A 13,490-nucleotide genomic window follows, 5' to 3' on the forward strand; every position below is an offset into this window, starting at 1 on the left:
CCGATAGCAAATACAACAAAGCCGCTGATAATCTCAGCGGCTTTGTCTTTCTTAGAACACAGTTTTCTAGAACACTGCTTTGTTAAAACAGCCTACATTAAAGGTGTGATTCGAATATCTGCGATTTGCGCTTCGTTCTTTTCACCCTCAATACCACCTGCGTAGATGTAGGTTTCATTCGATTTGAGGTAACTCATATTGAAGTGGTCCTTCAGCGCGACCTGATAGGTTTTTCCCTGCTCCAACGTCACCTCAATTGGCGTTGAGTAACGCATATCTTGGTTTTCACCAATATGGCCCATCTGCAAGTAACCTTGACCAACCACTTTACCTGCATCATCCAATACCTCTAACAATTTCACGGTGTTCGTGATGCCAGTATTAAGTTGCCCTAGGTTATTGTTGTACCAAGCATCGAACTGGTAAGTGCCCGTTACAGGGGCTGTAAACGACTCTGCACCTTTTACGATGCCACTGTCTTTACTCACCGTAACCACTGAGACATTGTCTTTGAGTGGCTGATATTCGCCATCAAGTTTGATGCGGATCTCTTCACCGACACAAACAGGTTGGCTTGGGTTAGAACGGAAGCCTTTATCGTTAATGCTTTCAGCCAAATAACAAGCAAAACCTGTTGGCGTATCGGAATAAGATTGAGCAATCACGTTCTTTTGAATCAGCTCGCCATTGCGATACAAGTTCACGTTGTACTTACTCGTCACGTCAATCGAAACCGAATTATCAACGCTTTTTACCACCAATGTTGGCTCTTGCGGAGAATAAACGCGACTATCTTCACTTGCGTACGGTTTCACACCAGAAACTAAAGTAATGCTGCTATCTACATTCACAAGCGCGCCCAATGTCACGTGGAAATGCCCCTCATCGTCCATCGTGACATTTTCAACTGGGTAGTAACCTGTGTCATCTTTGCTTACTTCAGGCAAGTCAATCGTTACCGAGTAGTTCTTTCCTTTGAAGGCAAAGTTTTCCAACGTGATTTGTTCAGACTGAGCCAACAAGTTATTGCGCACCCAACTTGTGATAAACGGCTTCACTTCCAACTTGCCCGTTTCGGTATGGATGCCGAATAGGGTCTCTACCACCATGTTCAAGTAGCCACCCACAGACCAAAGCTGACGCTGAGAGTTAATAACTGGGCCATCCATGCTTGGATCTTCACCATGATCACTATGGATGATGAATGACTTACCAGAAAGCCACTCTAAGTTTTCCATGTTGGATAAATTAGTTGCCGTACCACGAACCAACGATTGAATGGCATTGTTCGCTGCTGCCACATTTTGTGTTTGATGCGCGGCGCGCAAGCTGTACGCGGTAACAAATGGCCAAATTGCGCGGTTATGGTACACAGGCACATCCGGTTGTTGAGGGAAGTAAACCGGCACGCCAAACTCACTGTGTGGGTAATTGGCCATGATTTGTTTCGCCTGCGCATCACTTGCCACGCCACTGATGATCGCAAGTGCTTCGCCCAACATGTCGTATTTGTCGACCGCGATGTCTTTGCCATTGTCAAACAAATAGCTTACGTACATACCGCGTTCGGCATTCCAAAACTGCTCGTTGATAGCGGTTTTTAACTGCTCAGCCCAATCGGTGTATTTGACCGCGCTGGTTGAGTCGTACTTCTCTGCCAACTTAGCCGCGAGATGAATCGCGCGGTAGTGAACCACGTTTGTCGATAACGCTTTGCTGCTCCCAATCGTATTGACATCGTTTGGCGTCCACGTTGAATACGTTTGCTCACGCCAATCGAGGAATGATTGTTCGCCAGTGTATAAACCGGATTTAGAATCAAAAGCCGCCAAGCGATCGGCTTCAAGTGTATTACTGATGGCTTTATATGCGCGCTCAGCAAATTGGTTGTACTCTTCCCCATCTAATGCCGAAAGTAAGCGTTCAGCACCAAGCGCCCAAGTCGTGCGATCGGTACTGATTGGCCAACTGCCGCCAGTGCCCGTGTCTTACACAATCTGCTCGCCATCGTATTGCTGATCGGTCGTGTCGCGGAAAGCAGACAATTTGAAATTCAAACCATTTTGCACCCGAGTTGGATTCATCAATGCAAGCGAAAGGTCTGCTGCGTACGCTAAATCACGCGTCCATACGTAATGCCACTTCGCGCCCGTCTCAAAAACTTCCGCTTTGATTGGGTTGTTGTAGTTGTAATTGCCGTCTTTGATTTCAGAAACGGCAAGCTGGTCTAGCTCTTTCATCGTCAACGCAAACAACGCGTCAAACGCGACATCACCCGACACCACTCGCGGCCCTGTTTGCTCATTAATCACTAAGCCTTGGTCGAGCGCATCACGCAATTCTGTCGTCGTTGAAATACCAAATTCACGCAGTTCAGCTTTAGGATCTTTCACCGAAAAAATCACGGTATCACTCGAGTCATCGTAATTGGCGAACAGTTTCACTTCTTTGCTCTGATGCCCTTCATGCACCATTGCAGGGTCGAGAATCGCATCAGAGTAGTATTTTTCCGCTTCTTCTTGCGTTGCTTTCGTCACAGTCATTGTCGCGCGACTTTCATCGGCAAAGCTCACAGAAAACTTGTAATACCCTTTGTCTTCAAACGTGATCTCAGAGTTGCAATCATCGTTCATACACGCTTCATTCGTGTCCGGTTTTGGCTGGTACTCCTGAGCTTTATCGAACGCCGCGGGCTCCTCAAAATAGGTGTATTGGATCTGCCAACCCGGATCAGCAATCTTGAACTGATTACTACCTCGAGCGACGCGCAGTACGGTTTCGTACTCGTTATTACCCAAATAGTTTAGCTTGGCATGCTCTGCCGTGCCCCAATCCCCATTTAAACCACGTAAATATAAGTCGGCTGAAATAATTGGTTTGTCGACCGGCACTGGCGCATCAGAAGAATCTGACCCACATCCAGCAAGACCAATACAAGACGCGACAGCAAGCGCAATAAAACTCGGTTTCATGTTCATCCCTTAGATTGTTGTTTTGGCGACAGTCTAAAGAACACCTTTTTGAGGGGAAAATAGGAAGTCAGGAGCGAGCTATAGATAACATCTATACGTTAGACCCCAACAGTGATGTAGATCTATGAAATGCGCATAATTTCAATCAAATGAGATTATAGATTTGTGATTTATAAATGAAATTGTGCAAAATGCCCCTCGTTCTTAGAGGGGAAAGAAAATGGACAAATCTCTGCAGCAATTTTTACTGGTTGCACGCTGCCAAAGCATCAGTGCTGCGGCAAGAATGGCAGGGTTAAGCCAGCCAACGGTAACAAGCAATTTAAAGAAGCTGGAAGAGAATCTCGGCGTGACGCTGTTTGAACGTCACCCTAATGGCATGGTATTGACCGAATACGGACGCATCCTCTATCGCCATAGCAACGCGATGCAGCATGAATACAACCAAATGATGCAAAGCATTGATGAACGGAAACAATACCAAGTCGGAAAAATTAAAATGGGTACTGGCGATGCGTGGTGGCCGCTGTTCGTCCAAAAAGCACTCAATGAACATCTGACCAAGCAGCCTTCGGCATCTACGCACGTCGAATTTGGCAACCACTTAGGCTTGATGGATTCATTAATCAACGAACAGATTGAATTCTTCATCGGCCACGAGATTGTCGGATTGTCGTCTAAATGCGATGTTACGTTTATTCCGCTATTTCAAACGGTTGATGCCTATTTTGTTTCCCCAAACCACCCACTTCTAGGGAAAACCGTCACCGAAGATATGCTGCACGAATACCCCGCTCTTTCGGTCACTTATGACGCTAAGAAATTCGCTCACGTCATCGATAACCCAATCCCGAAGCAAAATGAACGCGAAAGGCAGCAACTGGATGACAGACCGACTTACGAAGTGGATTCTCTGCTCGCCAGTATTGATGTACTGAAAGAAAGCGTCGCGGTGATGTCTTATACCGGCCACCTGAAACCGTATTTGGAATCCTTTGGCTTACGATGCTTAACCATGGAAAACGAACCAAACCCTGGTACCGTCGGGATTTATCGCCACCGCCGAGAAACCTCTGAATCGCATCTAGATCTGATTGCTGGTATCACTCAGCGCGCTAAATTGCTCAACTAGAAAGTCCAAAAACAGGCGAACTCTTTTCGGTTGATATTGGCGGCTTTGATAAATGACATGCAGATCCGCTTCAGCGCCTTGCGAAAAGGCGCTGAAGTTTTTCATATACCTATCCAAAACCGTAACTAAACGTTGTTGTTTTAGGTCTTGCTGAATATCTAAAATCGATTTCAACGCAATCCCCGCACCGTCCAACGCCCATTGTCGAATCACTTCACCATCATCAGAAAAGCGCTTTGGCGTGACCGTGATCGTTTGGTGAGACTCTTCATCTTTAAAGTGCCACGTTTTTAATTCTTCATTGCTGCGCACCATGGCTAAGCAGCGATGAACCGCGAGATCTTGAGGACAGTTTGGGACACCTTGCTTCGCCAAATAATCAGGTGACGCGCACAGTACGCGTTGACTCGATGCCAGCTTGCGCGAGATGAGATTGCTGTCCGCTAACTCACCGTAACGAATCACCAAATCGAGCCCCGATTCAGCCAAGTTTGATAAATTGTCATTAAGATAAAGATAAGGTGTCACATCCGGATATCGCTCAGAAAAAGCCGACACCATCGACGAAACAATTTGTTTGCCAATATCTCGTGGAGCTGAAATTTTCAACGTTCCGCGCACTTGCGAAATACCCGTTTGCAGCAAGTTTTCCGTCTCTTTCACGCTATCAATGATGTTCAGACAAGCTTGATGGTACATTGCCCCTGCGTCCGTGAGTGATACATGGCGTGTGCTTCGGTTGAGAAGCTTTACGCCATAGCGTTCTTCTATCGCTTGCAGCCTTGCCGTTACCGTCGCCGGAGACAAACCTAACTCCCTTCCCGCCGCTGCCAGACCTTGATGTTTAACGATGCTGACAAACAACGTCATATCCGAAAACTTATCCACCTTCGCGCCCTTATTATTTGGAAAAACTGAATAATCAATTCAGATATAACCCAATTATCAAATTAAGTCGAATCCATATACTGACCCTATCGACATTGTTTAGACCCAGAACGTTATGTGACAGGGCAAAGTTAAACGCCGTAACGCTGTTCAACGCACAACAACACGCCCTGCCCAGCCAGAGATAGGAAACAAAAAATGAAACTGTACATTTATGAACATTGCCCCTTTAGCGCCCGCGTCCGTTTTGTTGCAGGCATACTGAATATTCAGCTCGACGTCATCAACATTGCTTATGACGACGAGATCATCACCACAAACATCATCGGCGCAAAACAAGTTCCTCTTTTGATCAAAGACGATGGTGAAGCGATGGCGGAAAGCTTAGACATCATCAACTACTTCCTTGAATTGGCATCTTCCAGCGAAAAAAGCCAACCCTCAACACCGGTTTTAGACTGGCAAAAACAAGCGTTTTTACCGCTACAAAAAGTCGGGTATCCGCGTTGGTCAAACGTGACGTTACCGGAATTTGCAACAGAAACCGCTAAACAAGCATGGCGTGCAAAAAAAGAAACCGAAGCGTTAAATTTTGAAGCTTTGATTAACGATACACCTGCGATTGCGAAAGAAGTCGCCGCTTTGATAGAACAAACTAAACCCTTGCTCAACCTAAGTTCAGAAAAGCAAACGTCACTGGTTGATCAAGCCATTATGTTTTCCATTCTACGCGGCTTTTTCAGTGCGCCCGAAGTGCAATGGGATCCAGCCGTACTTCACTGGATGGCAACCGCTCGTAAAGCGACCAACGTGCCAGTACTTATCTAAGGAGCGCATCATGAAACAAAGAACAAATAAGCTGTTTGAACCAGCTCAACTGAAAGCGTTGTCACTACAAAACCGCATTGTCATGGCACCAATGACTCGCGCACGCACCACTCAGCCGGGCAACATCCCGAATGAGATGATGGCAACGTATTATCAACAACGCGCTTCTGCCGGGCTGATCATTTCCGAAGCCACACAAATTTCGGACGATTCTCAAGGCTATTCGTTCACCCCTGGCGTTTACACCGATGCTCAAGTGGCGGGCTGGCAGGGTGTGACCCAAGCGGTCAAATCACAAGGCGCAGCGATGTTTTGTCAGCTATGGCATGTGGGCAGAGTGTCTCACCCAACATTCCAAAATGGTGAACAGCCTATCGCGCCATCTGCGCTCGCTCCGGTAGAGACGCAAGTTTGGATTGCAGATGAACAAGGCAACGGCAATATGGTCGATTGTGTTGAGCCTCGCGCCATGACACAAGCGGATATCAACCGAGTTGTCGGTGATTTCGCGAACGCAGCCAAACGCGCTATTGAATCGGGTTTTGATGGTGTAGAAATCCATGGCGGGAATGGGTATCTGATCGATCAGTTCTTAAGAACCAACTCAAACCATCGAACAGACAACTACGGTGGTTCACGAGAAAATCGTATCCGTTTTCTTATCGAAGTAGTGGATGCAGTTATCGCCGCTGTTGGTGCGCATCGAGTTGGGGTGAGATTGGCACCATTCATTACGTTTAAAGATATGGACTGCCCAGATATCGTGCCAACGATCCTAGAGGCATCAAAACAGCTACAGGAGCGCGACATTGCCTACTTGCACTTGTCCGAGGCCGATTGGGCCGATGCACCAACGATTCCCGAGACGTTTCGAATCGAACTTAGAAAGCGCTTTCGCAACGCTATCATTGTCGCAGGTCGCTACGATCCTCAACGAGCAAACGAAGTGTTAGAGAAAGGCTACGCGGATCTTGTCGCATTCGGACGACCATTCGTAGCAAACCCAGACTTGGTCTCTCGATTGCAACATCACCATCCGTTGGCAGAACTCGATGGCTCAACGTTGTTTGGCGGAAACGAACGAGGCTACACCGATTACCCTGCTCTGCAACAGGAATGCGCAGAACAGGCCTAACAAAAAAAGCCCCAACCTAGCTGCTACGGTTGGGGCTGTCACCAAACTAAAATTGGTTTTAGCTAGCTTAATCTGGCTAAGAGTTAAATCACTTCTAACGCGCCGCAGCGCCAAGGTTCAATAACGACTTTGATGTGGTCATTTGGCGTCATTAACTGTCTAAACGCATCTTCCACACCATCGATTCCCACTTTGGCGGTGAGCATTTTCTGCCAAGGCAACGTGTGTTCGGCAATCGCTTGTAGGCATTGCTCAAACTCGTGCGGTTGGTAGTAGTAAGAGAATCTCAAATCGAGCTCTTTTACCGTCGCGTACGCGTAGTTAATGATTGCGGGTGTAGTATGGATACCCGAGATAACGATTCGCGCTCGGGCAGGGGCGCGGCGCAGAAAATCGTCAATCAAAGTATGCTTGCCAACACACTCGTAAATGACCAGACGTGAGTTCATCGCGTACTGCTCACCAACGGCGATCTCGTCTTCCCTGGTCGGGTTGATCAATCGATTTGCGCCAAACTCACTAGCAAGTTGCAGTTTCTCTTCCTGAAAATCGACCGCAAGAATATTGCTCACGCCACGTTGTTTCAGTGCAGCAATCACCGCCAGCCCTATAGGGCCGCAACCGACAACCAGCGCGGTTTCTTCCGTTTCGATTTCACTGCGATTGACCGCGTGCAAACCGACTGCCAGTGGTTCGGTCAATGCCGCCGCCTCAGACGGCATTCCGTCTGGGACAGGTAGCAATAACGCTTCATCAAGCAGGAAGTACTCAGAGTAAGCACCATAAGTACCTGGAGTGACACCAACGCCCGCGCCATTTTGACTGAGCAACATCGGCACTGAGGTGACTCGGCGACCAACAGCCAACGTCTGCTGAGTGTCAGCACCGTATTCGACAATTTCCGCACAGAACTCGTGCCCTAACATCACTTGAGCGTGCTCACCGGCTTCATCAGGCATCAACCCGAGCTGGTGGAATACATCAAATACCTCATCCGCGTGTCGAGTAATGTGAAGGTCGGAGCCACAAATACCGCAAGCTAGACTACGAACCAACACTTGTCCCGCTGAGGGTTTGGGGATTCCGACTTGCTTCAGGCGGACACTACCATTCTGCATTACGATACTGTTCATCTGTTGCATGGGGTTACTCCGCTAGCTCATCGCTGAGGCCAGCAATGGCACCCGGTTTGATGTAGCGCGCGGTGAAGCCTTGTGCTTTCGCTGTTGCAATAACAACCTGCTCAATCCAACCCGCATCCATGATATTGATGAAGTTACCTTCTTCGTCAAAGTTAATGTTTGCACCTTGGATCACCATAAATCCGTCGGCACCGCCTGAGCTTTCAGGGCAGTGGAAGGTATGAATCGAACCGCCTGGCTCATATAAGTAGCTGCCTGCGGTTTGGAGTTGGTCTGGGTACTCGATGTAGTGCCAAGCGCCACTTAGGGTGTAGAAGTGCACCACACCAGTGTGGTAGTGCTTAGGCAGAGTGATACCCGGTTTGAATTTGGCGCGAACCACCCAAGTACCGTTTTCTGGGTCTAGAAACAACGGGTAAACATCAACACCCGGTAGCGCGTCTTTGATGATCGACTCTTCATTAGTATTAAGAGTTAATAGGAAATCTTGATGCTGAATAACTTCTGGTAATGACATAACTTACATCCTCGCTATTGCTGTAATGTGGCGTACTCGCCTATCCCATAAGTGGGTACTTAAAATTCTCGAAACCGTCAGATGCGCTGATGGTACAACCGTTGATACAGTTGGCTTTCTCGCTTACCAGAAACGCCACCACATCAGCAATCTCTTCTGGTTGTGTGAAGTTTTGACGCATCTGTTCTTTGCGAATGTGGTCCCACAGGCCAATCTCTTCGTATTGCCTTAACATCGGAGTATCAACGCGTCCCGGAGCAACGGCGCAAACACGAATACCCAATGGTGCGAGTTCTAATGCGGCGCATTTGGTCATCATATCGACTGCGGCTTTACTGACGTTGTAGGTAAAGGTCATCTCAGACGCCATTCGTGCGTAAACAGAAGAAGTATTGAGGATCACGCCCGGCGTGCCTTGCGCTTGGAATTGTCTTCCAGAGGCAAGAATGCCGTAGTAAACGCCATTTTGGTTGACCTTTGAGATCGGCTCAAAATCGGCAATTGGGTCGTGGTCAAGCAGAGGTTTCGGTGCACCGATGCCCGCGTTGTTGACCATGATGTCAAGCGAGCCAAACTGTTCGACCGCGCACTTCACCATAGCTTCAACTTGTTGGTAATCGGTGACGTCCGCGACAAAGGTTCCCAACTGCTTTGAGTCAAAACTTGTGTACATTTGCAGTGATTGTTCTGAAATATCGACAGCAAGCACTTTGGCTCCTTGCTCTCTCAGCTTTGCAATGATGGCTTGGCCAATTCCACCAGCTGCCCCAGTCACAATGGCCGTCTTATTGATAAGTTCCATACACCTTCTCATCCATGCGTTGTTGTTATCAAAATGTAACCTAGATCAACTCACTGACACTCACTTGACCTTTTGCGAAGTAAATTTGATACATTGCGATTTACAACCTGTTAACATTTAAAAATCGAGACATGTATATCGTACGAAGTGGCGCTGCCGATAAATTTGATAGCTTGGTTTCCGAACTGGGGCAGAATCCGGTTGAGATTATGGCTGCCGTCGGGCTGTCTGCGGCGCAGTTTCGCAATCCCGATACGTATCTCGCCTACCCTAGGCTGGCTGAATTGCTGGAGGAAGCGGCTGCTCGTTGTCAGCAACCGCTGTTTGGCGTGTTGCTCGCCGAGCGTCAAAACCTACAGAGCTTGGGAGACTTGCCAATGCTGGTTTCCCGGGCGCAAACGGTCGGTGAAGCCTTGGCGCGGGTGAATGATTTTCTCTATCTGCATTCGTCAGGGGTCACTCTCAACATGACGCCACAAGATGATTGGGTACGGTTGTCGCTCAATATTGATGTGCACAGCGAACGAGGTATCGCACAGCTGATGCAGCTCAGTGTGTCGCATCTGGCGATGTTTATTGCCTGTCTGCTTGATATTGAAGCAAGTCACTTCTGTTTACACCTCACCCAACACGCGAGCTTCGAGACAGAACAGAGTGAATTTGCCCAGCAGAGCAAACTGCGTTTCGGTGATAAGTTTGACGGTATCCTACTTAAAGCGACTCTGCTTAACGCTAAGAACCACCAAGATGAAGACGCCCTAGAGCGCCATTTTCAACAGCACCTCAAAGAGCTGCAAACCCGTTACCCCAACAATCTCAGTGACCAAGCAGCAAACATGATTGGCCGTCTGCTCTCAACCGGAGAATGCAGCGTTGAGCGCGTTGCAAGAGCATTGGACCTGCATCCGAGAATGCTGCAAAACAAGCTGAAACAACAGGGCACAAATTATCGGCAGCTTTTACAACAAGTGCGTCAGGATTTCGCCGAACAGCGATTGCATGAGAATATTCAGAGTATTACCGATATCGCGTTGCAACTGGGCTATGCAGAAACTGCGGTCTTCAGCCGCCACTTTCGCCGTTGGACGGGGAAATCGCCGAGACAATGGCGACAAGAAAAAACTCAGTTACAAACGTTTAAGCCCATCAGATAAAAGCATAAATAACCTATCGCTCAGACCAAAAAGTGTGAGGTGGGAGGGTTGGTATCGAGAATTTCAGCAATCACAGATAACCCGTGTTTGATGTAGCCTCGGTTTGTTTCTGCTCCCAAACTGATTCGCACGTAAGGCATTGGCTGATTTGTATCGAGAACAAACGGTTTATATCCCGTGATCTGCACCCCTGAACGCTTTGCCGAAGCAACCAGGTCATCGCTATTCCACTGCTCGGGTAGTCTCAACCAAATGTGCTGTCCATTCGGGTGCGAGCTATAAACATGCCCTTCTAAAGCGGCTTTTGCTATTCGTTGTCGCTTAGCAAACTCATTGACTTGAAAGCGAATAAGTCGATTTAACGTACCGTTCTCGATCCACAAATGAGCAACTTCAAATGGTAATGGAGTCGCAGACCAACTCGTTGCGGCTAAACGACCAATCGCGTGCTGCAAAAAATGACGTGGGACCGTCAGATAGCCAGTGCGCATGCCTGGCGCTACAACTTTGGTTAAACTGGTTACATAGAAAGCTTGTTCGGGTAACAATGTGGCAAGGGGTGGGACACGGTTAGGTTCTAGTGCTCCATACACGTCATCTTCAATGACATAGATGTCGTATTGCTGCGCAATATTCGCTATCGCCTCTCGGCGTGCAAGATCCATATGCGCACTAGTCGGGTTAGCCATGCTAGGTGTGCAACACAATACCTTGATTGGTTTGTGTTTACATGCCCATTCAAATGCATCCGGCGTTATACCAAACTTATCCATTTCAAGTGGTTGCAACTTAAATCCAAGCATTCTCGAGCGAGAGATCAAGCCATGATCAACCAAGTGACCACAAGCAACTACATCACCGTGTTCAACAACTGTGCTTAAAGCCAACGTTAAACCATGGCATGCACCATTTGTGAGTAATATTTGATCGGCACCCACATCCAGCCCTTGGCTACTTAGAAATCGTGCTCCTGACTCAATATGATGAGGCTGACCTGTTACCGGCTTTGCTTTACTGATCAAACCACGATTGTTTGTTTGCCCAGCAATCTCCATTAACGCCTGATTAAAAAGCGTAATGTGGCGATCGGTCACCACCGGATGTGCAATCGACATATCAATTTCATCCGGCGTTTCTTTCATCTCTTGTGTCAGCATGAACTCCGTGTCCGTACTTTCATCCACAAAACCTGATTTGACAAAAGTACCATTCCCAACCCAAGACTCGATCGCCCCTTTTTTCTCTGCATAACCATATGCATGGCTCACCGTTTGTACGCTGACGCCAACTTGTTCTGCAAACTCACGATGTGTGGGTAATCGAGTCCCCGGTTTTAGATAACCACTGCGGACACATTCGACAAGATAGTTACCAATGGAGATGTATTTAGCGGTGCCTGGCCGAATGATCGGGTTCAAAGAAATTGTCATGACACAATATTTTAATTGATTCATTTTTAATGCTCATTGTAACTTCCATTTAACAAATGGCGAACTTTAACTCACAAAACGAGGTGAAATGCACAAAAATAAACCACAATTGTAATGATTGACATGAAATGTATGGGTTAAACAAACATGTTAAACAGCATCGTTTAATCCAAATACAACCCCAGAGGTAAATTGCAATCATTTTTAACGCAGATCTGGCTAGCTGGTAGAAGGTAGAAATACCTCAGCGTCTCCGAAGGCCCATAAGGCGTCGGATTTCTAACAAGGAGAAAATATGAGAGGCGTTGCTTTGCATTTTACACTGGATGAGTTCCAGGATCGGTTAACGAAAGTTCGGCAATCGATGGAAGAAAGAGAATTGGATGTCCTTATCATTCATGACCCTTCTAACATGGCGTGGCTGACAGGCTATGATGGGTGGTCTTTTTACGTGCCACAATGTGTCGTTGTTGGTCCATCTGATGAACCTGTTTGGTTTGGACGCTGCCAAGATGCCAACGGAGCATACAGGACTGCGTATATGTCGGCAGAAAACATCACCTACTATCCAGACCATTATGTAATGAATCCGCCGCTACACCCGATGGATTTCCTGGTCGAAGCCGTACTGGCTCCGCGCCTTTGGGATCGTGGTCGTATCGGTGTAGAAAAAGATAACTATTACTTTAGCGCCACCGCTTACGAATCACTCACTACGCACCTACCGAATGCTCAACTTCTCGATGCAACTGGACTAGTCAACTGGTGCCGCGCCGTTAAATCCGATCAAGAACTGGCATACATGTACCGTGCCGCTCGCATTGTTGAAAACATGCACCGTGTCGCGTTCGACATGATTGAACCAGGATTACCGAAACACCACCTTGTTGCCGAGATTAACCGCCAAGCCGTGCTCGGGCACGAAGACCACTTTGGCGATTACACCGCGATTGTGCCGCTTTTGCCATCAGGTTCTGATGCTTCCGCACCTCACCTGACTTGGGATGACAGACCCTTCAAGAAAGGCGAAGGGACGTTTTTTGAAATCGCAGGGGCGCACCGCCGTTACCATTGCCCACTCTCACGCACTATTTTTCTTGGCGAGCCTGACGACAAGTTTAAACGAGCCGACGAAGCCCTAACTCTAGGACTTGAAGCGGGCTTGAAAGTGGCAAAGCCCGGAAATACCTGCGCCGACATCGCCAATGCACTAAACCAGGTTCTCGATAAAGCGGGATTCTCACGCGAAGGTGCCCGTTGTGGCTACCCAATAGGTTTGAGCTACCCACCAGATTGGGGGGAACGAACCATGAGTTTGCGAGACACCGATAAAACCATCTTGAGAGAAGGCATGACATTCCATTTTATGCCGGGGCTGTGGTTCAAAGATTGGGGGTTAGAAACAACGGAAAGTATCGTCATTACCCATGATGGAGCAAAAACGCTGTGTGACTTTCCACGCCACTTATTTGTTAAACACTAATTTTTCA

General features: G+C 47.7%; 10 protein-coding genes and 1 pseudogene. 5 read left to right on the forward strand and 6 right to left on the reverse strand.

Going from position 1 to position 13,490, the window contains the following annotated elements:
- Positions 1 to 92: 92 nt before the first annotated feature.
- Positions 93 to 2,972, reverse strand: a pseudogene (locus R7E38_RS07655) (MGH1-like glycoside hydrolase domain-containing protein).
- A gap of 220 nt (positions 2,973 to 3,192) precedes the next feature.
- Between R7E38_RS07655 and R7E38_RS07660 the strand changes: the two are divergent.
- Entirely contained in the window at positions 3,193 to 4,104 is a 912-nt protein-coding gene (locus tag R7E38_RS07660) for a LysR family transcriptional regulator (protein WP_171342633.1), read from the forward strand.
- On the opposite strand, the gene R7E38_RS07665 is transcribed toward R7E38_RS07660, so the two are convergent.
- Positions 4,057 to 4,992, reverse strand: a complete 936-nt coding sequence (locus R7E38_RS07665) for a LysR family transcriptional regulator (protein ID WP_318081722.1) — start codon at positions 4,990 to 4,992, stop codon at positions 4,057 to 4,059. The two genes, R7E38_RS07660 and R7E38_RS07665, sit on opposite strands and share 48 nt — an antisense overlap.
- Positions 4,993 to 5,190: 198 nt before the next feature.
- Between R7E38_RS07665 and grxB the strand changes: the two genes are divergently transcribed.
- Positions 5,191 to 5,820: a glutaredoxin 2 gene (gene grxB, locus R7E38_RS07670; protein ID WP_226083412.1), complete on the forward strand. Its 630-nt coding sequence runs from the start codon at positions 5,191 to 5,193 to the stop codon at positions 5,818 to 5,820.
- A 10-nt stretch (positions 5,821 to 5,830) separates the two neighbouring features.
- Positions 5,831 to 6,955 carry an alkene reductase gene (locus tag R7E38_RS07675; protein ID WP_005392746.1) on the forward strand — a complete coding sequence of 375 codons (1,125 nt, stop codon included), beginning with the start codon at positions 5,831 to 5,833 and terminating at the stop codon, positions 6,953 to 6,955.
- Positions 6,956 to 7,038: 83 nt separating this feature from the next.
- Here R7E38_RS07675 and R7E38_RS07680 read toward each other — a convergent pair whose 3' ends face one another.
- The 3 genes from R7E38_RS07680 to R7E38_RS07690 are packed head-to-tail and all read right to left on the reverse strand — an operon-like array spanning position 7,039 to position 9,416.
- Positions 7,039 to 8,097, reverse strand: a complete 1,059-nt coding sequence (locus R7E38_RS07680) for a zinc-binding dehydrogenase (RefSeq protein WP_226083409.1) — start codon at positions 8,095 to 8,097, stop codon at positions 7,039 to 7,041.
- Positions 8,098 to 8,101: 4 nt separating this feature from the next.
- Positions 8,102 to 8,614 (reverse strand): 2,4'-dihydroxyacetophenone dioxygenase family protein, encoded by a 513-nt coding sequence (locus tag R7E38_RS07685; protein WP_226083407.1) that lies wholly within the window; start codon positions 8,612 to 8,614, stop codon positions 8,102 to 8,104.
- A gap of 40 nt (positions 8,615 to 8,654) precedes the next feature.
- On the reverse strand, positions 8,655 to 9,416 hold the full coding sequence (locus R7E38_RS07690) for an SDR family NAD(P)-dependent oxidoreductase (RefSeq protein WP_054574554.1): 762 nt from the start codon (positions 9,414 to 9,416) through the stop codon (positions 8,655 to 8,657).
- A gap of 131 nt (positions 9,417 to 9,547) precedes the next feature.
- On the opposite strand from R7E38_RS07690, the gene R7E38_RS07695 reads away from it, so the two are divergent.
- Positions 9,548 to 10,570 (forward strand): AraC family transcriptional regulator, encoded by a 1,023-nt coding sequence (locus R7E38_RS07695; RefSeq protein ID WP_226083405.1) that lies wholly within the window; start codon positions 9,548 to 9,550, stop codon positions 10,568 to 10,570.
- A gap of 20 nt (positions 10,571 to 10,590) precedes the next feature.
- Here the strand turns inward: R7E38_RS07695 and R7E38_RS07700 are convergent, their stop codons facing one another.
- Complete coding sequence (locus R7E38_RS07700; RefSeq protein WP_226083402.1) at positions 10,591 to 12,024, reverse strand: PLP-dependent aminotransferase family protein; 1,434 nt, start codon at positions 12,022 to 12,024, stop codon at positions 10,591 to 10,593.
- A gap of 271 nt (positions 12,025 to 12,295) precedes the next feature.
- Between R7E38_RS07700 and doeA the strand changes: the two genes are divergently transcribed.
- Entirely contained in the window at positions 12,296 to 13,483 is a 1,188-nt protein-coding gene (gene doeA / locus R7E38_RS07705; RefSeq protein WP_005373780.1) for an ectoine hydrolase DoeA, read from the forward strand.
- Positions 13,484 to 13,490 lie beyond the last annotated feature (7 nt).

This window comes from Vibrio sp. Vb2131, assembly GCF_033338535.1.
Lineage (GTDB): Bacteria > Pseudomonadota > Gammaproteobacteria > Enterobacterales > Vibrionaceae > Vibrio > Vibrio alginolyticus.

What these genes read in the sequence shown, in the direction of transcription:
- R7E38_RS07660 (WP_171342633.1), top strand. Translation starts at nt 3,193, where the DNA reads ATGGACAAATCTCTGCAGCAATTTTTACTGGTTGCACGCTGCCAAAGC.
- grxB (WP_226083412.1), top strand. Translation starts at nt 5,191, where the DNA reads ATGAAACTGTACATTTATGAACATTGCCCCTTTAGCGCCCGCGTCCGT.
- R7E38_RS07675 (WP_005392746.1), top strand. Translation starts at nt 5,831, where the DNA reads ATGAAACAAAGAACAAATAAGCTGTTTGAACCAGCTCAACTGAAAGCG.
- R7E38_RS07680 (WP_226083409.1), bottom strand. Translation starts at nt 8,097, where the DNA reads ATGCAACAGATGAACAGTATCGTAATGCAGAATGGTAGTGTCCGCCTG.
- R7E38_RS07685 (WP_226083407.1), bottom strand. Translation starts at nt 8,614, where the DNA reads ATGTCATTACCAGAAGTTATTCAGCATCAAGATTTCCTATTAACTCTT.
- R7E38_RS07690 (WP_054574554.1), bottom strand. Translation starts at nt 9,416, where the DNA reads ATGGAACTTATCAATAAGACGGCCATTGTGACTGGGGCAGCTGGTGGA.
- R7E38_RS07695 (WP_226083405.1), top strand. Translation starts at nt 9,548, where the DNA reads ATGTATATCGTACGAAGTGGCGCTGCCGATAAATTTGATAGCTTGGTT.
- R7E38_RS07700 (WP_226083402.1), bottom strand. Translation starts at nt 12,024, where the DNA reads ATGAATCAATTAAAATATTGTGTCATGACAATTTCTTTGAACCCGATC.
- doeA (WP_005373780.1), top strand. Translation starts at nt 12,296, where the DNA reads ATGAGAGGCGTTGCTTTGCATTTTACACTGGATGAGTTCCAGGATCGG.